The organism is Pseudomonas sp. MM213 (genome assembly GCF_020423045.1).
Lineage (GTDB): Bacteria > Pseudomonadota > Gammaproteobacteria > Pseudomonadales > Pseudomonadaceae > Aquipseudomonas > Aquipseudomonas migulae.
On sequence record NZ_CP081943.1, the window covers coordinates 3,423,641 to 3,443,108 of the forward strand.

A 19,468-nucleotide genomic window follows, 5' to 3' on the forward strand; every position below is an offset into this window, starting at 1 on the left:
CTTGAAAGAAAACAAGCCGCGATCTTATCAGCGACTGGCCTGAAAAGCCTTCAGCCCCTTCAAGGCCTGAGCGCGAACGGCGTTTCTCACCAGCGGCGTCCAGCCCAGCAGCAACCCCTTGAACCCCAGCGCCTGACGCGACCAGGTCCACAGATCAAAACGGTCGTGATGCTCGCAGATCTTGCCGTCGCGAAACACAAAACGCGCCTGAATATCGTTGACCACGGTATTGCCGGTCTGGCTAAACAGGTACGTCGCCACCCAATGCGCGCCGCCGCTGCGATCATCACTGCGCACATTATCGAAAGTCAGGGAAAAATCCTTGGCCCGGGTGGTGAGCATGCGCCACATGTCGCCCGCGTCGCGCCCGCGCAATTCGCCAAATGCCGGATCACTGAACACCACGTCGTCGGTGTAGCAGGCGCTCATGGCCTCGGCATCCAGGCGCTGGAAGGCCTCATAGAATCGGGTGATCAAGGCGTTGTGGGCATCACTCATGGGCAAGCTCCCTGGGGTTTACAGATAGAGGTGCAAAAGGCTTTCGCAAGATTGCTGCACGATAGTCTGCAAACAACGGGAAGACCATCGGCATTCGTGGCGGGAATATCGGAACTGCATGAAGACGAGAAAAAACAGCGCCGCCCGGTCCCGGCCAGCAACACCCTTTCATACACCGGGCCGTCCGCTTTCGTATTAGTTGAATGTCGCCTGGTGCCCCCGACCGATAGATTGCGCCCTGCCCGCACAGGGCAATCTCAAGATATTTGTCATCAAGGAAGAGCCAACACATGAACAAACGTATATCCCTGCTGACCGCAGCTTTGCTGCTGAGCGACGCCTCGTCTGCGTTCGCTGCGTCCAGTACTGACCTGACCGTAACAGGTCTGATCACCCCGGGTGCATGCATCCCCTCCCTGTCCAATGGAGGCATCGTTGATCACGGAAAAATTCCTTTCAAGGATCTCCATCCCACTACCGTGACCGACCTGCCACGCGTCACGCTGCAACTTGCGGTGAACTGCGAGGCGGCGAACTTGTTCGCGCTTGCGCCAAAAGATAATCGGGAAGGGACGGCTTACAGGCCGGACACTTTTGGTCTGGGAAAGGTGGATGGGCAGCCACTGGGGGACTTTTCGATGATTCTGAACAACTTGATGGCAGACGGCACCGCTGCGAAATGGATTGCGTCCGAAGATGGCGGCAATACCTGGTTTAGAACGGTCTACGTGGACCCGACACATATCATCGCAGCGGCGGCTATTGGAGGCCCCGATACGTTACTGGCCTTGAAAGACCTGGCGGCAGATGTGAGTGTCCATACCTCCATCGCGCCTGCCGAAGGTCTGAACCTGACCAATGAAGTGCCAATCGATGGCTCCGTCACCTTCGACATCAAGTACTTCTAACTTCACCCCCGAATACCGGGTAACGCATGCAATCACGCGTTACCCGCGCTTCCAGACCCGCTCAACAATGCCCCTGTGCCTAATGCACCATGCCACTCTCGCGGGCATACGCAAACAGGTCCACGTCCGTGGAAATGCCCAGCCGCTGCATGGCCATGTTTTTCTGTTTGCTGATGGTCGAAACGCTGCGTTTGAAGTGGCCGGCGATTTCACTGACGGTCATTCCGCTGGCGAGCATTCGGACCACCTCGTGCTCTTTTGCCGACAGTGCAGCGCAACTCGACCGGGCCCGGGCGTCGGCCTGAAGCAGCGCGGTGCGCAACGACTCGCTGATGTACCGGCGCCCTTCAGACACGGATTTTATCGCCATCGGCAACTCCTTCGCCGACGCGCCTTTGGCGATGATCGCCACCACGCCTTGTGCGAACGCCGCCCTCAGGGTGGTGACGTTGGCAAACATCGTGACCAGAATGATCGGCATCGTCGGGTAGCCACGTCGCACCCGGCTCAGCATCTTCAGCCCGTCGGCCTGCATGTTACCCGGCATGCAAAAGTCGGTGATCAACAGATCACAAGGCGTCGTGTACAGCAGGCTCAACAGGCTGTCGGGACCATCGGCCTCCCCCACCACCACACATGCCCGGTTGAGATCGACGAGCATCCGCAAGCCGATACGAACGACCGGATGGTCGTCAGCAATGATTACGCGCATTGTCGGATTTATCCTGTTTGGTGACTGGAATGCGCGAAAAATAGCGCCGTACTGTTCCCACCACAACGCCCGTTCCCGACCGTAAAACCACTTCGCCCAATGTAATCGGGGGGGTGTTCTTTCTCCTATAAAACAAAAAAGAACCGCCCTACGTTTGCAAGCTACATCGGCCACACAGAAGGACTACAGACAACGTGATGCAGGAGGGCGATTTGTAGCCCGCAACACGCTTTCATACACCGGGCTGTTCGTTTTCGTATTAGTTGCATTCCGCCTGGCTACTTCGATCGATAGATTGCGCCCTGTCCATAACAGGGCAACTCCCAACTATCGTTCATCAAGGAAGAGCCAACACATGAACAAGCGTTTATCCCTTTTGACTGCTGCTTTGCTGCTGACCGGTGCCTCGTCGGCGTTCGCGGCGTCCAGTACTGACCTGACCGTAACGGGCCTCATCACTCCTACGGCCTGTACACCAAGCCTGGCCAATGGTGGTGTCGTCGATTACGGAAAAAGATCCGCTAAAGACTTGAATCCGACCACCCACACTCAACTCGGACGCGAGACCATTCAACTGACCGTGAACTGCGATGCCTCCACACAGTTTGCGCTCAAAACATCTGATAATCGGGAGGGCTCCACAAGCGCAGGTGGCTCCACGACCTTCGGCCTAGGGTTGATTAACACAAATGAGAAGCTGGGTTATTACGGACTGAGTGTCAGGAACCCGGTCGCCGATAACCCGGTGACAGCGCTTTCCTCTCGAAACAAGGGTGATACCTGGAGTCAGATTCGGGATGGCGATGGAATTACATCGGCTGATTGGATTGCGTTTGGCAATCGCACCGGCAGGGCCTGGACACCTGACTTCCTTCAAAACGTTACGGTGGATATTGGGGTAAATGCCTACATCGCCCCCGCCAACAGCCTGACCCTCACCGACGAAGTCGCACTCGACGGATCCGCAACGCTCCAGATCGAGTACCTGTAACCCTCCGTCATCAACGAGCAACGCCAGCCCCACGGCGTTGCCCGCTCACTCAAAGGACGACCCATCATGGAAAGATGCTCCCTCGCTCTATTGACGCCTCTGTTGATCGCCTGCGCCCCCATGGCCTTCGCCGCCAGCAGCGCCGACCTGAGCGTCACCGGCCTGATCACCCCCAGCGCCTGCACACCCAGTCTGTCCGGTGGCGGCATCGTCGACCACGGCAAATTGACAGTAAAAGACCTGAAACCGGACCAGCCCACTGCCCTGGAAAACGGCACGCTGTACCTGGAAGTGAACTGCGATGGCGCCACGCCATTTACCCTGACGACAATCGACAACCGCGAAGGCTCTTCCGCCTTTCACCCCAATAGTCACGGGCTGGGCGTCATCAACGATAACCAGAACCTGGGCAGCGTTGCGTTCGGCCTGTTCGATGCCGTGGCCGATGGGGCGGCGGTGAGAACCATCATTTCCCTCAACGACGGTGCCACCTGGCGAGTGTCTTCCTACCTGGGGCACGCCGGCCGGACCGCGTTCGCGGCGTTGACCGACCTGAGCACACCGATCGCCATCAAGGATCTGCGTGCGCGGCTCACGACGTTTACCACCATCGTTCGCGCGAACGACCTGACGCTGACCGACGAAATCCCTATCGACGGGCATGTCACCGTGCAACTGAACTATTGATAGGCCGGTGTTCCCGGCTCCATTTTTTCGAATATTCAACGAGACACGTCATGACGATGTTTTCCAGAGTCACCCGTCATCTGTTCCATTCCAGCCTCGGCGCATTTGCCCTGCTGCTGAGCGCACAGGCTCAGGCCGACGGCATGGTGCCGAACACTTCCGTGGTCATCGTCAACGAGGCCGACGGCGAAGCGTCCGTGTCCGTGACCAACACCGATGCCAACCTGGCGTTGATGCACGTCACCCTCGAAGACATTGCCGAGGACAGCGAATCGCTGGTGTTCGTGACGCCGCCGCTGGCGCGCGTCGAAGCGGGCAAAACCCAATTGGTGCGCTTCATTCTGCAAACGGAAAAGCCCCTGCTCACCCAGCGTTTGAAAAGGGTGATCTTTGAAGGCATCCCCCAGGGCAAAGCCCCCGCCGAAGCCGGGCAGGCACGGGTCGGCGTGACGGTGCGCCAGAACTTGCCGGTGATCCTGCACCCCAAAGGACTGGCGCCCAATCGCACGCCGTGGACCGACCTGCAATGGTCGCTCAAAGACGGTCAACTGACCGTGCGCAACGACACGCCTTACGTGGTCCGTCTGGGCCAGGAAGTGCAATTGTTGCCGGCGGCGGGCAACGCGATGTTGCCGAAAACCTACGTACTGCCCGGTGAGCACATCAGCATCAAGGTGCCCGAAGGCGCCGCCACGCAGGTGCGGTTTCAACCGGCAACGGTCTACGGTTTTGCGGTGCCGCATTACGAGGCGCCCATCCAGTCCTGAACCGCCCTGACGGCGTCATCAAAGAACGATGAGCGCCCATGTTTCAAGGCAACGGCCATCTGGTCGTTGCCACAGGCGTGCCTGTAACCGCACGCCGCAATAACCCAAGTGAACCTGATGAACACAGTATCGATTTACCGTGATGGCGAAGCCGTGCCCGTTATTCGGGGCGCCGCTCGCCCTTATCCATGGCGGCGGCGAACCACAGTGGCGTTGCTGCTGAGCAATGCGCTGATGGTGCTCGACGCCCACGGTGAGGCATCGTTCGACAAGGACACGTTGCTGCAGCGCGGCATCGATCCGGCGCTGGCGACGTTGCTGATGCAGGCGCCGCAGTTCACGGCCGGCCGGCACCCGGTCACGCTCACCGTCAACGGTCAGCGCCATGGCCGGGTCGACGTCACGTTCAATCGCGAAGGGGCGTTGTGCTTCGATCGCGCGCTGCTCGATGCGGCGAACCTCACGGTGCCCGCGCTTACGCTGGACGAGGGTCAGTGCCACGATTTTCTTGGCTCCGCGCCGCAGGCCGTCATCGAACCGGACCCCGCGAACCTCGCCCTGTCGTTGATCGTGCCCACCGACGCGATACGCCCCACGGCCCGGGATTTTTCCGGTTACCAAACCGGGGGTATTGCCGGTTTGATCAACTACGACGTCACCGGTTTGCACAGCCGTTCAGGAGACAGTTCGAGCCGCTACGCCTCGGCCAACACCGAACTCGGTTTCAATGCTGGTGACTGGATCGTGCGCAGCCGTCAGGTACAGACCTGGCAGGATGACATTTCCCGCACCACGCACATTGCGGCCTATGCCCAGCGCACTTTCGCCAGCCAGGAAGCGGTGCTGCAGGCGGGTCAGATCAACCTCTACAACCCGGTGCTCGCCGGTGCGCAGATCACCGACGTGCAAGTGCTGAACGAGCAAGCGCTGCAGGTCGAAGGGCAAAGCGCGGTCATTGAAGGGATCGCCAACAGTCAGGCACAGATCGAGGTTCGCCAGAACGGTTCGCTGATCCATTCCACGGTGGTGCCCGCCGGCCCGTTCGCGCTCACCAACGTGCGACGGCTCAACACGCGTTCCGACGTGGAAGTCACGATCAAGGAGGCCGATGGCAGCGAGCGCAGTTTTACCGTGCAGGCCGCGATGCTGGGGGTCAGTTTGCCTGCGCCCGGTTATTCGCTGGGGGCCGGTCAGGTGCGCAGCATCGGTGATTCACAGAGTGACGATCCCTGGGTGATCAGCGGCGGCTGGAGCGGTGCGCTCACCCCGCAAGTGTTGCTCAGCGCCGGCCTGACCGGCGCCGCCGACTATCGCGCGGCAGGCGCCAGCGTCGGCCTGTTGCCCTCGCCCGCCACCCAGGTGCAAGCCACGCTGACCGGCGCGCACGCCAGCGGCAAGCAAGCCAGTCAGGGATTTCAGGCGGACCTGAGCGTCTCGCACCGGTTGAGCGAACAGTGGGCGTTCAATGCCGGCAGCTCTTACCGAACACTCGGCTACCGGGAACTGGAAGAGGCGGTATTCGACAACACGTCCGACAACAGCAACTCCCGTTACCGCGATCAGCAAAGCGCGGCCCTGTCGTGGTCGCACCCATGGCTCGGCGCCTTCAGCAGCGGCTTCAGCCGTTCCAGTTCGTTCGACGGCCAAAGCAGCAGCCGCGCCCTCGCCTCCTGGGGCACCAGCATCGCTGGCGTGTCGGTCTCGGCGACCGCCGAATGGCAGGTCAGCGGCGCCAGCCGCAACGATGACAGCGTCTACCTGAACCTCAGCATTCCGCTGGGCGAGAACCGCCGGGCGCGCACCTGGGTGCGCAGTTCCGCTGGCGAGTACCGCAGCGGCGTCGGCTTGAGTGAGCGGGTCAACGATCAGCTGGGTTACCGGGTCGGCGTCGAACACGACACCCGCGACAAACAGGTGCAATCCACGGCTGGCGTTTCACTGCTGCCGCGCTACGCCCAACTCGATCTCAACTACACCCGCGCCGACGATGAACGCTCCAGCTATCAGGCCAGCGCTCGCGGCGGCGCGGTGTTGCACGGCGGTGGTTTGACGCTGTCGCCGTACCCGGTGAGCGACACCTTTGCCCTGCTGTCCGTGGGCGACATGGGTTCGATCAAAGTGTCGACGCCCAGTGGGCCGGTGTGGACCGACTGGCAAGGTCAGGCGGTGATCCCGCAAGTGGCGGCGTACGGCCGCAGCCCGGTGGAAGTCGACACCAAAACCCTGCCGCGCAACGCCGACATTCACAACGGGCTGGCGGTGATTTCGGCCGGTCGCGGCGCCGTCGACACCGTTGAGTTCGGCATCACGATGACCCGTCGAGCCTTGCTCAAGGCCACCACCGCCAACGGCGCGCCCCTGCCACGCGGGGCCGCCGTGAACACCGAGGACGGTGAATTCGTGACCCTGGTGCAGGACGGCGGACTGGTGTTTTTGCCCAACGTCCTCGACCGCCGCGCGCTGTGGATCAGCGCGCCGGGGCTGGAGCGTTGCGAACTGCGCTTCGAACTGCCCGCCGACGCGGACACCAACGCGTACTACGAAACCGCCCCCGCCAAGTGCCGAGCCCTCTGAGGATGACTTCATGAACCTGTCACGCTATTTGCTGCTGACCCTCGCGCCCCTGGCACTGAGCGGACTCACGCCACTGGCCTCGGCGTCCACCGATGACTGTCAGTTCAGCCTGAGCCAGCCGGTGCTCGATTACGGCTTGATGAACCGTGCGATCCGCCCCGATGCGGCAGCGGAACGACACCTCGGCGAGCGCCCGTTCAGCCTGACCCTGAGCTGTGCGCAGCCCATCGACATGAGCCTGTTCTACCGGGCAATGGCCGCGACCGCCGAACGCTTTCACTTTGCCGAACGCGGCAGTTATCAGGTACGCATTCGCGACGCCGTGCTCGACGGCCAGTCGGTGGAGATCGGCTTGATTGCCGGGGCCGGTCAGCCACCGTCCAAAACGGCATCGAACCTGATCTGGCGACCGGAACACGGGATCGTGCCGGTGCAGGCCGGCGTGCCGGTACAGGGGCGCAGTTTCTCGGCGCAACTTGAGCTGACCGCCTGGGTTCAAGAGCAAGGCATGCAGGTGCGTGACGCGGTGACCTGGGAAGCGTTTGGGGTGTTCGATGCCATCGGCGCCGGACGCACCCGCGAGACAACCTTGCGCGCCCGTTTCGCTCCGGCGGCCTGCGAGCCGGTGCTGTCCAACGGCGGCGTGGTCGACTTTGGCACCCTATCGAAAAAAGACCTCAACGCGGACAAGGACACGCGCCTGCCACCCAGATCGTTGACGCTGATGGTCGGCTGCGACGCACCGGCCTCCTTCGCCTTGATCATGCATGACAACCGCTCAGGTTCGGCGACGCTCAACAGCGAAATTGACTACGGCCTGGGCAAAGACAGTCGCGGCAACAGGATTGGCCGCTATTCACTGAGCGTCGACCCGGCAAACGCTAATGCCGACGGCTTTGCCCGCCTCTATCGAATCGACTCCTCCACCGCCGGCACTGCCTGGAGCACCGGCAGCGCCAACCCGATCCCCATCGGCCAGACCCGTTACCTGGCGTTCACCGACAGCGCCGGCAGCAACGCCGGCCCGGTGCTGATCCAGAACCTCAGCACCACGGTGACCGTGGACGCCGTCATCGCCCCCACCAACAGCCTGGATTTGAGCACCGCCATCGAGCTCGATGGCGCGGGGACGATCGAGATTATTTACCTGTAACACCCAACCCGATCCTGCTGGATCCGAGGCGCAGTTGAGCGGCTCGGGGCAGTCAGGACAACAACAATAGAAGTGAGTAAGAAATGATTAAAAAGTACTTTGCAGCACTCTCCGCCATCGCGTTGATTGGTGTTGCGCCTTATGCGCTGGCTGCGTCGAGCACTGATTTGACGGTGACCGGCCTTATCACCCCGAACGCATGCACGCCGACGCTTTCCGGTGGCGGGATCGTCGATCATGGCAAGCTTTCAGCCAAAGACCTGCAACTGGACAATCCTACGCGACTGCCGCTCGAGACAGTGCAGCTAGCTGTGAACTGTGACGCAGCGACCGCGTTCAGGCTGTTACCGACTGATAACAGACGCGGCACAGCTGATGCTAACTACGATTACGGCCTGGGCTTTATCAATGGTGATCAAAAGCTTGGAGGTTTCAACCTAAACATCATGACACCCATGGCAGATGGTGTTGCTGTGCAGCCGTTGGTGTCCGCGACCAATGGAAGTACTTGGTTCGCAAGCTCTATTCTGAATCCTTCACAGCTCTCGGCATTCGGTGCTGTAGGGGGACCGACCACGCCAATTGCCATCAAGGATCTGCAGACAGAACTTAGGGTCCGGACTGTAATTGCCCGCGCCGACTCACTGGACCTGACCAACGAAGTCGCTCTCGACGGCTCGGTCACCATCACCATCGCCTACCCATAACCCCGTAGCCGACCTTGCCCGAGGTCACGCTTCGGGCAAGGGCTGATTCCGCTCACCAGACACAGCGAAACCTGTCCCATGAAAATAATTCCACACGCACTGACGATGGCGCTCATCGTCCTGACCTCGCCCCTCACCTTCGCCGCCTCGTCGACGGACCTGACGGTCACAGGCCTCATCACCCCGAATGCTTGCACACCAACATTGGCCGACGGCGGCAACATCGACATCGGTAAAGTCCCTGTAAAGAACCTCAATCCAATCGCAAACACGGAAGTAGGCAACCACTACATGTCGTTCAACGTTAACTGCGAGGCACCGGTCGTGTTCGCAGTGAAGTCCATCGACAATAGACCCAATACAAACATAGCTTCCCCTCTTTTTTTGGCGTGGGCTTGACCCCCGCGGACGAAAAGCTGGGTTACTTCTGGCCATACGTCGCCAACCTGCAAGCGGACGGTCTGCGTGCAGACGCTATTCGATCGAGTGACGGCGGAGGAAGCTGGACCCGCGCCACCACCATCAACTCGAATGAACTTCTGGCAACAAGCACTATCGGCAACACCACCCCCATAGCAGTAAAAGATCTCTCAATGCTTCTGTGGATCAATACCTTCATTGCTCGCGCCGATAGCCTGACTCTGACTGAGGAAGTGCCCATCGATGGCTCCATGACGCTTGAAATCAAGTACCTCCCCTGAGTCAACGCGCTGAGCCGCTCGAACGACAGTTTCGGTAAAGGGACCGGCTCAGCGCCGACAGGTGCCTTTGGCTCCGCAGACTCCCGGCACAGGCAGAAAAAACAACGAAAAGGATTTTCACAAATGAATCGTTACTTCGCTGTCTTCGCGACAACCTTGCTCATCAGCACCACCCAACACACCTTCGCGGCGTCCACCGTTGACCTGACCGTCAAAGGCACCCTCACCCCGCTCGCCTGCACACCGATGCTGTCCAACAACGGCCTCGTCGACTACGGAAAAATCTCCCGGCAGGACCTCAGCGTCGACAAACGCACGCGACTGCGCGACCAAACGCTCGACCTCACTATTCAGTGCAATGCGCCCGCGCGTTTTGCCTTGCTGATGCGCGACAACCGCGACGGCTCGGCGATCGTCAACAGCGAGATTTACTACGGCCTGAACCACGACCACAGCCACAATAAAATCGGCTTGTATTCACTGAACTTCGATCCGGCCAGCACCGTGGTGGACGACCTGACGCAGGTCTATCGAACTGATTCCACCACGGGCGGCAAGGCCTGGAGTTCGTCGAACAGCCAGGCCATTCCGATTGGCGCCCGAAGTTATCTCGGATTCACTGACATTGCCGGGAGCAGCGCCGGCCCGATTGCCATCCGCACGCTGACCAGCCGGGTGACGGTGGAAACGGTCATCGCGCCCACCTCCGAGCTGGACCTCAGCGCTGAGGTGCAGCTCGACGGTTCGGCAACGCTGGACGTTGTTTACCTGTAGTCAGACCTTTTCGCTGACCACCTGCACGTACAGCGAACGCCCGGCACCGAGGCCGGCAAGGATGGCGCCGAGGCCGATCACAGCGAAGATCCAGCCCACGGCATTCCAGCCGCCGGTCCAGTCATGCACGATGCCGACCGCGAACGGCCCCATGGACGCCAGGGTGTAACCGAAGCCCTGGGCCATGCTCGACAGGTTGGCCGCCACGTGCGAGTCCCGCGAGCGCAAGACAATCAGGGTCAACGCCAGGCTGAACGTTCCGCCCTGCCCCAGGCCGAGCAGGATCGCCCAGCCCCACAGGCCTTCGATGGGTGCATAAAGGCAACCGAACAGACCGCCGAGGGTCAGCGCCATGACGATGACGATCGCCAGGCGCTGATCCTTGCCGCGCGTCGCCAGCCACGGTGCGGCCAGCGAACTGGCGAGTTGAACGATCACCGAACCCGACAGCACCAGCCCGGCCTGGGTTGGCGTCAGGCCGCGACCGATCAGGATCGATGGCAACCAGCCGAACACGATGTACGCCAAGGACGATTGCAGGCCCATGTACAAGGTCACTTGCCAGGCCAACGGGTCACGCAACAGACCGCGAACCCGGTAAGCCACGTTGTGGGAGCCGTGTTTCTGACCGACTTGCGGCAACCAGAACATCGCCGCCACCAGTGCCGGAATCACCCAGAAGCCGAGGCCCAATGCCCAGCTCTTGTCGAAGTGTTCGCTCAACGGCACGGTTGCGCCCGCCGCCATCGCCGCCCCCAGGCACAGGGCCATGGTATAGACGCCGGTCATGGTCCCGGCGTGTTTGGCGAAGTCGCGTTTGACAATGCCTGGCAGCAGAACGCCGATCACGCCGATGCTCGCACCGGCCAGCACACTGCCGCCAAACAGGCCGATTTCACCGAACGAACTGCGCAGAATGATCCCGCCGGCCAATGTCAGAAGGATGCCCAACACCACGCGCTCAGCGCCGAAACGTCGCGCCAGAATCGGCGCCAACGGCGCAAAAAGACCGAGGCACAGCACTGGCAACGTCGTCAGCAAACCGGCCTGCGCCGCCGACAGGCCCAGGCTTTTCGAGACCTCGCTGAGCATCGGCGCCATGCTCGACAGCGCCGGACGCAAGTTCAGCGCGACCAGAATCAGCCCCAGCAACAACAGCCACGGTCGGCGCAGGATTGGCTGGCTTTGCTGGACCTGTTCGTCATCGGCCTCGGCGTCGATCAGCAGCTCTTCGAGCTCCGCCGTGCGTTTGGCTTCGGTGATCGTACTGTGGCTGCTGGACATGGCGTTCTCGGTTTCAAGGTTCATTGATCAACTGCCTCGACAAGGCTTTCGCGCGTTCCGGGTCGCGTTGCTCGACGGCATCGAGCAATTCGATATGCAGGTCGAACACTTCCTGGCGGCGTGGCGTGACGCTCAAGGTCTGGCGCAGTTGTGCGCCGACGACGCTGGAGAAATAGCGATACAACTCGCTGAGGGTGGGGTTGTGCGCGGCGTCTACCAGACGACGGTGAAACACCAGGTCGCAGGCGATGTAGCTGTCGAGATCGCCGTGGTAGTGATCACCGCTGACGTTGAGCGCTTCACGCAAGGCCACGAGGTCTTCGTCGGTCCTGCGCAGCGCGGCAAGGCCGATGGCCTCGACTTCAAGGATGTGCCGGGTTTCCCTGGCCTGCTCAAGCGAGCAGCGCGACAACGCTTTCAGGGTGTCCAGCGGATCGATCACCGCCCGCAGATAGCTGCCGTCGCCCTGACGGATTTCGATCAAACCGGAAAACGCCAACACGCGCATGGCTTCGCGGACAGTGTTGCGGCTGATGCCCAATTCGGCAGACAGCTCGGGTTCGGTGGGCAGGCGCTGACCGACAGACCAGACGCCTTCGGTGATACGCAGGCGCAACTGGTCCAGAGCCTGATCAACCAGGGAACGTTTAATGAGTGGAGACATGTCTGACATAAGATTCGCCCTTTCATCCAATCATAGGATGAATTTTTTGACATGTTAGTCAGCATCACCCCACAGGGCAAACGGTTTACACAAACCCTGTAGGAGCCGGCTTGCCGGCGATACGGTCTGATATCCAACATGGGTATCGCCCGACCCACCGCCATCGCCAGCAAGCCGGCTCCTACAATTTCGCGTTCGGCTCGCCATTTCGCACACGACACACCCCCTGTAGGAGCCGGCTTGCTGGCGATTCGGTCTGATATCCAACATGGATGTCACCTGACCCACCGCTATCGCCAGCAAGCCGGCTCCTACAATTCCGCGCCCGGCTCGCCATTTCGCATACGACACAAACCCTGTAGGAGCCGGCTTGCTGGCGATTCGGTCTGACATCCCACATCGATGTCGCCTGACCTACCGCTATCGCCAGCAAGCCGGCTCCTACAATTCCGCGTTCGGCTCGCCATCTCGCACACAACACCCCCCTGTAGGAGCCGGCTTGCCGGCGATTCGGTCTGACATCCCACATGGATGTCACCTGACCCACCGCTATCGCCGGCAAGCCGGCTCCTACAATTCCGCGTCCGGCTCGCCATCTCGCACACGACACAAACCCTGTAGGAGCCGGCTTGCTGGCGATTCGGTCTGATATCCCACATCGATGTCACCTGACCCACCGCTATCGCCAGCAAGCCGGCTCCTACAATTCCGCGTTCGGCTCGCCATCTCGCACACGACACAACCCCTGTAGGAGCCGGCTTGCTGGCGATTCGGTCTGATAACCAACATGGATGTCACCTGACCCACCGCTATCGCCAGCAAGCCAGCTCCTACAATTCCGCGTTCGGCTCGCCATCTCCCACACGACACAAACCCTGTAGGAGCCGGCTTGCTGGCGATTCGGTCTGACATCCAACATGGATGTCGCCTGACCTACCGCTATCGCCAGCAAGCCGGCTCCTACAATTCCGCGTTCGGCTCGCCATCTCGCACACGACACAAACCCTGTAGGAGCCGGCTTGCTGGCGATTCGGTCTGACATCCCACATCGATGTCGCCTGACCCACCGCCATCGCCAGCAAGCCGGCTCCTACAATTCCGCGTTCGGCTCGCCATCTCGCACACGACACAAACCCTGTAGGAGCCGGCTTGCTGGCGATTCGGTCTGACATCCAACATGGAAGTCGCCTGACCCACCGCTATCGCCAGCAAGCCGGCTCCTACAATTCCGCGTTCGGCTCGCCATCTCGCACACGACACAAACCCTGTAGGAGCCGGCTTGCTGGCGATTCGGTCTGACATCCAACATGGAAGTCGCCTGACCCACCGCTATCGCCAGCAAGCCGGCTCCTACAATTCCGCGTTCGGCTCGCCATCTCGTGCATTGCGCAAACCCTGTAGGAGCCGGCTTGCTGGCGATTCGGTCTGACATCCAACATGGAAGTCGCCTGACCCACCGCTATCGCCAGCAAGCCGGCTCCTACAATTCCGCGTTCGGCTCGCCATCTCCCACACGACACAAACCCTGTAGGAGCCGGCTTGCTGGCGATTCGGTCTGACATCCAACATAGGTTTCGCCTGACACCCCGCTATCGCCAGCAAGCCGGCTCCTACAGGGATCGAGGTGTGTTTCTTCGGGCAAAAAAAACCCGGAACAGAGTCCGGGTTTTTTTCACGGCCTGGCTTCGATCAATGCAGGATCTGGCTCAGGAACAGTTTGGTGCGTTCGTTCTGCGGATTGTCGAAGAAGTCGTTTGGCGCGGCCTGTTCAACGATTTCGCCCTTGTCCATGAAGATCACGCGGTTGGCCACGGTGCGGGCGAAGCCCATTTCGTGGGTCACGCAGAGCATGGTCATGCCGTCTTCGGCCAGACCGATCATGGTGTCCAGCACCTCTTTCACCATTTCCGGGTCGAGGGCCGAAGTCGGTTCGTCGAACAGCATGATTTTCGGTTTCATGCACAGCGCGCGGGCAATCGCCACACGCTGCTGCTGACCGCCGGACAGTTGCCCCGGGAATTTATGCGCCTGCTCCGGAATGCGTACGCGTTCCAGGTAATGCATGGCGATTTCTTCGGCCTGGCGCTTGGGCATCTTGCGCACCCACATCGGCGCCAGGGTGCAGTTCTGCAGGATGGTCAGGTGCGGGAACAGGTTGAAGTGCTGGAACACCATGCCGACTTCACGGCGGACCGTTTCGATCTGCTTGAGGTCGTTGGTCAGTTCAACGCCATCGACCACGATACGACCCTGCTGGTGTTCTTCCAGGCGGTTGAGGCAGCGAATGGTCGTCGACTTACCGGAACCCGACGGGCCACACAGGACGATACGCTCGCCCTGTTTAACGTTCAGGTTGATGTCTTTCAACACGTGGAACTGGCCATACCACTTGTTCACGCCCTGCATCTGAATAATGCCTTCAGGGCTCACAGGCTTTTTGATTGCTTCGCTCATTACAGAACTCCTAACGCTTGTGGCCAGTGTCGAGCTTGCGTTCCAGATGCATGGAATAGCGCGACATACCAAAACAGAAAATCCAGAACACCAGGGCCGCGAACACATAGCCTTCAGTGGCCATGCCCAACCATTTCGGGTCGGCGGCGGCTTGTTTGACGCTGTTGAGCAAGTCGAACAGGCCGATGATGATCACCAGGCTCGTGTCCTTGAACAGCGCAATGAAGGTGTTGACGATGCCAGGGATTACCAGCTTCAGGGCTTGCGGCAGAATCACCAGGCCCATGCTGCGCCAGTAACCGAGGCCCATCGCCGCAGCCGCTTCGTACTGACCTTTTGGAATCGCTTGCAGACCGCCGCGCACCACTTCAGCCACATAGGCCGACTGGAACAGGATCACGCCGATCAGCGCCCGCAGCAGTTTGTCGAAGTTCATGCCTTCAGGCAGGAACAACGGCAGCATCACCGAGGACATGAAGAGCACCGTGATCAACGGCACGCCGCGCCAGAATTCGATGAAGGTCACGCAGACCACGCGAATCGCCGGCATGTTCGAACGACGGCCCAGCGCCAGCACAATGCCCAGCGGCAACGCACCGGCAATACCGACAGTGGCGATCACCAGGGTCAGCATCAGGCCGCCCCATTGGCTGGTCGCCACTTGGGTCAGACCGAAAACGCCACCATGCAACAGACACCAGGCAATGATCGGATACAGCACCAGGAAGCTCAGGCCATACACGGCTTTACGGTGAAAGCGCGAGATGAACAATGGCGCCACGCCGATCACCGCCAGCCACACGGTCAGGTCCACGCGCCAGCGCAGGTCCATCGGGTAGTAGCCGTACATGAACTGGCCAAAACGCTGCTGAATGAAAACCCAGCAGGCGCCTTCCTTGGTGCAGTCGGCGCGAGTGGTGCCGACCCAGTTGGCGTCGATGATTGCCCATTCCAGGATCGGCGGGACAATCAGGTAAATCAGATAGAACGCAAACAGGGTCAGCAGGGTGTTGAGCCAGCTGGAGAACATGTTTGCGCGCATCCATGCGACCACACCGATGCTGCTGCTCGGTGGAGGCATGTCAGGCTTGAAAGTATGAGTACTCATGCGCTTTTCCTTACCGCTCGATCAGCGCAATGCGCTTGTTGTACCAGTTCATCAGCAGGGAAATGCTGATACTGATCGCCAGGTACACGCTCATGGTGATGGCAATTACTTCGATCGCCTGCCCGGTCTGGTTCAGCACCGTACCGGCAAACAACGAAACCATCTCCGGATAGCCGATACCGGCCGCCAGCGAAGAGTTTTTCGCCAGGTTCAGGTATTGGCTGGTCAGCGGCGGAATGATCACGCGCAGTGCTTGCGGGATGATCACTTTGCGCAGCGTCGGACCGTTACGCAGACCCAGCGAGTGTGCCGCTTCGGTCTGGCCGTGGCTGACCGACTTGATGCCCGAACGCACGATCTCGGCGATGAACGCCGCGGTGTACACGGTCAGGGCCAGGGTCAGTGCCAGCAGTTCCGGGATCAGCACCCAGCCACCGACAAAGTTGAAGCCTTGCAGCTTGGGCATTTCCCAGTGCACGGGTGCACCGAAGATCAACGCGCACAGCGCCGGGATCGCAAAGAACAGCGCCAGGCCAACCCAGAACTTGTGGAACGGCACACCGGTCGCTTCGAAGCGTTTGGTGGCCCAGCGGCTCATCAGCACGATCGCGACAATGGCCACGACGATGCTGATCACAAACGGCCAGAAACCGTCCGCCATCAACGCGGCCGGCATGTTCAGGCCGCGGCTGCTGACGAAGAAGGTGTCGCCGAAGTTATGGCTGTTGCGTGGCCCCGGCATGGTCAGGAACACCGCGAAGTACCAGAACAGGATTTGCAGCAGCGGCGGAATGTTGCGGAAGACTTCCACATAAACAGTCGCCAGCTTGCTGATGATCCAGTTCTTCGACAGCCGTGACACGCCGACGATGAACCCGAGGATTGTCGCCAGGATCACGCCGATGAAGGTCACCAGCAGCGTGTTGAGCAGGCCGATGACAAACACCCGGGCATAACTGTCCGATTCGGTGTAGTCGATCAGGTGTTGAGCGATGCCGAAACCGGCACTGCGCTCCAGAAAGTCGAAACCGGAGGTAATGCCCCGGTGTTGAAGGTTGGTCTGCGTGTTGTCGAACAGGTACCAGCCCATCGAGACCACCGCCACAATGGTGATGATCTGAAATAGCCACGCACGCACTTTGGGATCGCTGAGGCTGAGCCTCTGCTTTGGTGCGCCGATTGAATTTTGCATGAAGTGCCCCGGATGTAATGGAACAGAACATCACCCGGTGGTTGGCCCACCGGGTGATAGAACCATCAGCGCACTGGTGGTGCGTATTGAATGCCGCCGTTGTTCCACAGAGCGTTCAGCCCGCGGTCGATGGCCAGCGGAGTGTCCTTGCCGAGGTTTTTCTCGAACACTTCACCGTAGTTACCGACTTGCTTGACGATCTGCACGACCCAGTCTTTCTTCACTTTCAGGTCTTTGCCGTATTCACCGTCGGTACCCAGCAGACGAGCGACGTCCGGGTTCTTGGTGCCTTTGGCTTCAGCTTCGACGTTTTTCGAAGTGATACCGGCTTCTTCAGCGTTGAGCATGGCGTAGCCAGTCCAGCGCACGATGGCCAGCCACTCGTCGTCGCCATTACGTACGACCGGGCCCAGAGGCTCCTTGGAGATGGTTTCCGGCAGAACGGTGTAGTCGTTCGGGGTCGCCAGCTTGCTGCGTTGTGCGTAGAGCTGGGATTTGTCGGAGGTCAGCACGTCGCAACGACCGGATTCCAGCGACTTGGCGCTTTCATCGGAGGTGTCGAAAGTGATTGGGGTGTATTTCAGACCGTTGCCGCGGAAGTAGTCGGAAACGTTCAGCTCGGTGGTGGTACCGGCTTGAATGCAGATGGTGGCGCCGTCGAGCTCTTTGGCGCTTTTCACGCCCAGAGTCTTGCTGTTTACCAGGAAACCGATGCCGTCGTAGTAAGTGATGAAACCAGGGAATTTCAGACCCATGCCCGAATCACGGGAGCTGGTCATGGTGGTGTTGCGCGACAGGATGTCGATTTCGCCAGACTGCAGCGCGGTGAAGCGCTCTTTGGCGTTCAACTGACTGAACTTGACCTTGGTCGCGTCGCCGAAGACGGCAGCGGCCACAGCGCGGCAGTAGTCAGCATCGATACCGACGATCTTGCCATTCGCGTCCGGAACCGAGAAACCAGGCAGGCCATCGCTGACGCCGCACTGTACGAAACCTTTCTTCTGCACTGCATCCAGGGTTGCACCCGCCTGAGCGAACCCGCTGACACCGAGTACTGCGGCTGCAGACACGATAGCCAGGGTGGATTTCAACATCTTCATTCAAACCTCCAGTTTTGCTCTTGTTGTGTCGGAGCTTGAGTCCAGTCGCACCCTTATGAGGCGTAGTCGACCCGTGTTGGTTTTTTTGGGGTCAACCGACGTAGGACCTGCGCTATGAGTCTAGTAGGAGAAAATCCAAATCATGGACCACTCACTTCTCACCAATCGGCCGAACGGGCTGTAGCCCTTTCACGTTCGCGAAGCCCGTAGCGGCCACTGGCGAACATCCATCACCGGATTTTTTGCTATCCCACCACGAACAATGGCCTGATAGTGTTACCGACAGGCGTGGGATTTTTCGTACAGGCTTCCTATAGCAAAGCCCGTACCAGACCGCTCGCCAAAGCGTTTAAGGGACAGGTCAATAGCAAAACTTGTAGCCTTGCGACATCTTCTTAACGGATCAACCAGACGCGCACTCATCTCTCGCACTCAATGAGAGCGCACGCACACAATTGGAGCAGCCATGACCGAGCCCTTGATTCTTGAACCCGTCAAGCCCGCAGACGCCTGCGTTATCTGGCTGCACGGGCTGGGCGCCGACCGTTACGACTTCCTGCCGGTGGCCGAAGCGTTACAGGAAACCCTGCTGAGCACTCGCTTCGTTCTCCCGCAAGCACCGACCTGCGCCGTCACCATCAACGGTGGCTACGAGATGCCGAGCTGGTACGACATATTGGCCATGAGCCCTGCACGCGCGATCAACCGCGAACAGCTGGAAGCGTCGTCGGACCGGATCATCAAATTGATCGAAGTACAGCGAGCCGCCGGAATAGACGCTTCGCGGATTTTCCTGGCAGGTTTTTCCCAGGGCGGCGCCGTGGTGTTCCACACCGCGTTCCTGAAATGGCAGGGGCCGCTGGGTGGCGTACTTGCCCTCTCTACTTATGCACCGACGTTCAGCGAAGGACTGGAGCTTTCGGCCAGCCAACAGCGGATTCCGGTGTTGTCGTTGCACGGGCAGTACGATGACGTGGTGCAAAACTCGATGGGACGGACCGCCTACGAGTATTTAAAGCAGCATGGTGTCACCGTGACATGGCAGGAATACCCAATGGGTCACGAAGTGTTACCCGAGGAGATTCGCGACATCGGCACCTGGCTCGGCGAGCGCCTTCGTTAACGGCTGAGCTGAAAAACAGCCCATTGATCCATCCCCCTACGCCGCGCCCGATTCTTGCATTACACTGGCCG

19 protein-coding genes are annotated in these 19,468 nt (G+C 60.0%); 11 read left to right on the plus strand and 8 right to left on the minus strand.

The window, feature by feature from the left end; all coding sequences use genetic code 11:
* Window positions 1-27: 27 nt before the first annotated feature.
* Window positions 28-498, minus strand: coding sequence for a nuclear transport factor 2 family protein (locus tag K5R88_RS15480; RefSeq protein WP_008026662.1), 471 nt, complete (start codon window positions 496-498; stop codon window positions 28-30).
* Between the two features lie 290 nt (window positions 499-788).
* On the opposite strand from K5R88_RS15480, the gene K5R88_RS15485 reads away from it, so the two are divergent.
* Window positions 789-1,406 carry a DUF1120 domain-containing protein gene (locus tag K5R88_RS15485; RefSeq protein WP_226298004.1) on the plus strand — a complete coding sequence of 206 codons (618 nt, stop codon included), beginning with the start codon at window positions 789-791 and terminating at the stop codon, window positions 1,404-1,406.
* A 79-nt stretch (window positions 1,407-1,485) separates the two neighbouring features.
* Here K5R88_RS15485 and K5R88_RS15490 read toward each other — a convergent pair whose 3' ends face one another.
* Window positions 1,486-2,118 (minus strand): response regulator transcription factor, encoded by a 633-nt coding sequence (locus K5R88_RS15490; protein WP_226298005.1) that lies wholly within the window; start codon window positions 2,116-2,118, stop codon window positions 1,486-1,488.
* A 355-nt stretch (window positions 2,119-2,473) separates the two neighbouring features.
* Between K5R88_RS15490 and K5R88_RS15495 the strand changes: the two genes are divergently transcribed.
* From K5R88_RS15495 to K5R88_RS15535, 9 genes are all read left to right on the plus strand, one after another.
* Window positions 2,474-3,109, plus strand: a complete 636-nt coding sequence (locus K5R88_RS15495; RefSeq protein ID WP_226298006.1) for a DUF1120 domain-containing protein — start codon at window positions 2,474-2,476, stop codon at window positions 3,107-3,109.
* 66 nt (window positions 3,110-3,175) lie between these two features.
* Window positions 3,176-3,796 carry a DUF1120 domain-containing protein gene (locus K5R88_RS15500; RefSeq protein WP_223416428.1) on the plus strand — a complete coding sequence of 207 codons (621 nt, stop codon included), beginning with the start codon at window positions 3,176-3,178 and terminating at the stop codon, window positions 3,794-3,796.
* Between the two features lie 50 nt (window positions 3,797-3,846).
* Window positions 3,847-4,563 carry a fimbria/pilus chaperone family protein gene (locus tag K5R88_RS15505; RefSeq protein WP_226298007.1) on the plus strand — a complete coding sequence of 239 codons (717 nt, stop codon included), beginning with the start codon at window positions 3,847-3,849 and terminating at the stop codon, window positions 4,561-4,563.
* A gap of 117 nt (window positions 4,564-4,680) precedes the next feature.
* Window positions 4,681-7,137 (plus strand): fimbria/pilus outer membrane usher protein, encoded by a 2,457-nt coding sequence (locus K5R88_RS15510; RefSeq protein ID WP_226298008.1) that lies wholly within the window; start codon window positions 4,681-4,683, stop codon window positions 7,135-7,137.
* Between the two features lie 10 nt (window positions 7,138-7,147).
* Window positions 7,148-8,290 (plus strand): DUF1120 domain-containing protein, encoded by a 1,143-nt coding sequence (locus tag K5R88_RS15515; protein ID WP_226298009.1) that lies wholly within the window; start codon window positions 7,148-7,150, stop codon window positions 8,288-8,290.
* Window positions 8,291-8,373: 83 nt separating this feature from the next.
* Window positions 8,374-8,997 carry a DUF1120 domain-containing protein gene (locus tag K5R88_RS15520; protein WP_226298010.1) on the plus strand — a complete coding sequence of 208 codons (624 nt, stop codon included), beginning with the start codon at window positions 8,374-8,376 and terminating at the stop codon, window positions 8,995-8,997.
* Between the two features lie 78 nt (window positions 8,998-9,075).
* A complete protein-coding gene (locus tag K5R88_RS15525) occupies window positions 9,076-9,396 on the plus strand; it encodes a DUF1120 domain-containing protein (protein ID WP_226298011.1) in 321 nt (106 codons plus the stop codon).
* Entirely contained in the window at window positions 9,393-9,698 is a 306-nt protein-coding gene (locus K5R88_RS15530) for a hypothetical protein (protein ID WP_226298012.1), read from the plus strand. The genes K5R88_RS15525 and K5R88_RS15530 overlap by 4 nt, the downstream gene beginning before the upstream one ends.
* 123 nt (window positions 9,699-9,821) lie before the next feature.
* Window positions 9,822-10,472, plus strand: coding sequence for a DUF1120 domain-containing protein (locus K5R88_RS15535; protein ID WP_226298013.1), 651 nt, complete (start codon window positions 9,822-9,824; stop codon window positions 10,470-10,472).
* Here K5R88_RS15535 and K5R88_RS15540 read toward each other — a convergent pair whose 3' ends face one another.
* The 6 genes from K5R88_RS15540 to K5R88_RS15565 all read right to left on the minus strand — a co-directional run bounded on the left by K5R88_RS15540 (window position 10,473) and on the right by K5R88_RS15565 (window position 18,274).
* The gene (locus K5R88_RS15540) at window positions 10,473-11,780 is read right to left on the minus strand and encodes a CynX/NimT family MFS transporter (RefSeq protein WP_192228981.1); all 1,308 of its coding nucleotides are present in this window, start codon (window positions 11,778-11,780) and stop codon (window positions 10,473-10,475) included.
* Window positions 11,770-12,429 carry a FadR/GntR family transcriptional regulator gene (locus K5R88_RS15545; protein WP_192228980.1) on the minus strand — a complete coding sequence of 220 codons (660 nt, stop codon included), beginning with the start codon at window positions 12,427-12,429 and terminating at the stop codon, window positions 11,770-11,772. The genes K5R88_RS15540 and K5R88_RS15545 overlap by 11 nt, the downstream gene beginning before the upstream one ends.
* Before the next feature lie 1,680 nt (window positions 12,430-14,109).
* Entirely contained in the window at window positions 14,110-14,874 is a 765-nt protein-coding gene (locus tag K5R88_RS15550) for an amino acid ABC transporter ATP-binding protein (RefSeq protein WP_008026633.1), read from the minus strand.
* A 10-nt stretch (window positions 14,875-14,884) separates the two neighbouring features.
* Window positions 14,885-15,982, minus strand: a complete 1,098-nt coding sequence (locus K5R88_RS15555) for an amino acid ABC transporter permease (protein WP_008037316.1) — start codon at window positions 15,980-15,982, stop codon at window positions 14,885-14,887.
* Between the two features lie 10 nt (window positions 15,983-15,992).
* Window positions 15,993-17,174 carry an amino acid ABC transporter permease gene (locus K5R88_RS15560; RefSeq protein ID WP_008026631.1) on the minus strand — a complete coding sequence of 394 codons (1,182 nt, stop codon included), beginning with the start codon at window positions 17,172-17,174 and terminating at the stop codon, window positions 15,993-15,995.
* Window positions 17,175-17,239: 65 nt separating this feature from the next.
* Window positions 17,240-18,274 (minus strand): amino acid ABC transporter substrate-binding protein, encoded by a 1,035-nt coding sequence (locus K5R88_RS15565; RefSeq protein ID WP_008026630.1) that lies wholly within the window; start codon window positions 18,272-18,274, stop codon window positions 17,240-17,242.
* 466 nt (window positions 18,275-18,740) lie between these two features.
* Here K5R88_RS15565 and K5R88_RS15570 point away from each other — a divergent pair, with 466 nt between their 5' ends.
* A complete protein-coding gene (locus K5R88_RS15570) occupies window positions 18,741-19,397 on the plus strand; it encodes an alpha/beta hydrolase (RefSeq protein ID WP_226298014.1) in 657 nt (218 codons plus the stop codon).
* The last annotated feature ends 71 nt before the right edge of the window (window positions 19,398-19,468 follow it).

Excerpts from the sequence above, each read along its gene's own strand:
- K5R88_RS15480 (WP_008026662.1), bottom strand. The coding sequence starts at position 498 with ATGAGTGATGCCCACAACGCCTTGATCACCCGATTCTATGAGGCCTTC.
- K5R88_RS15485 (WP_226298004.1), top strand. The coding sequence starts at position 789 with ATGAACAAACGTATATCCCTGCTGACCGCAGCTTTGCTGCTGAGCGAC.
- K5R88_RS15490 (WP_226298005.1), bottom strand. The coding sequence starts at position 2,118 with ATGCGCGTAATCATTGCTGACGACCATCCGGTCGTTCGTATCGGCTTG.
- K5R88_RS15495 (WP_226298006.1), top strand. The coding sequence starts at position 2,474 with ATGAACAAGCGTTTATCCCTTTTGACTGCTGCTTTGCTGCTGACCGGT.
- K5R88_RS15500 (WP_223416428.1), top strand. The coding sequence starts at position 3,176 with ATGGAAAGATGCTCCCTCGCTCTATTGACGCCTCTGTTGATCGCCTGC.
- K5R88_RS15505 (WP_226298007.1), top strand. The coding sequence starts at position 3,847 with ATGACGATGTTTTCCAGAGTCACCCGTCATCTGTTCCATTCCAGCCTC.
- K5R88_RS15510 (WP_226298008.1), top strand. The coding sequence starts at position 4,681 with ATGAACACAGTATCGATTTACCGTGATGGCGAAGCCGTGCCCGTTATT.
- K5R88_RS15515 (WP_226298009.1), top strand. The coding sequence starts at position 7,148 with ATGAACCTGTCACGCTATTTGCTGCTGACCCTCGCGCCCCTGGCACTG.
- K5R88_RS15520 (WP_226298010.1), top strand. The coding sequence starts at position 8,374 with ATGATTAAAAAGTACTTTGCAGCACTCTCCGCCATCGCGTTGATTGGT.
- K5R88_RS15525 (WP_226298011.1), top strand. The coding sequence starts at position 9,076 with ATGAAAATAATTCCACACGCACTGACGATGGCGCTCATCGTCCTGACC.
- K5R88_RS15535 (WP_226298013.1), top strand. The coding sequence starts at position 9,822 with ATGAATCGTTACTTCGCTGTCTTCGCGACAACCTTGCTCATCAGCACC.
- K5R88_RS15540 (WP_192228981.1), bottom strand. The coding sequence starts at position 11,780 with ATGAACCTTGAAACCGAGAACGCCATGTCCAGCAGCCACAGTACGATC.
- K5R88_RS15545 (WP_192228980.1), bottom strand. The coding sequence starts at position 12,429 with ATGTCAGACATGTCTCCACTCATTAAACGTTCCCTGGTTGATCAGGCT.
- K5R88_RS15550 (WP_008026633.1), bottom strand. The coding sequence starts at position 14,874 with ATGAGCGAAGCAATCAAAAAGCCTGTGAGCCCTGAAGGCATTATTCAG.
- K5R88_RS15555 (WP_008037316.1), bottom strand. The coding sequence starts at position 15,982 with ATGAGTACTCATACTTTCAAGCCTGACATGCCTCCACCGAGCAGCAGC.
- K5R88_RS15560 (WP_008026631.1), bottom strand. The coding sequence starts at position 17,174 with ATGCAAAATTCAATCGGCGCACCAAAGCAGAGGCTCAGCCTCAGCGAT.
- K5R88_RS15565 (WP_008026630.1), bottom strand. The coding sequence starts at position 18,274 with ATGAAGATGTTGAAATCCACCCTGGCTATCGTGTCTGCAGCCGCAGTA.
- K5R88_RS15570 (WP_226298014.1), top strand. The coding sequence starts at position 18,741 with ATGACCGAGCCCTTGATTCTTGAACCCGTCAAGCCCGCAGACGCCTGC.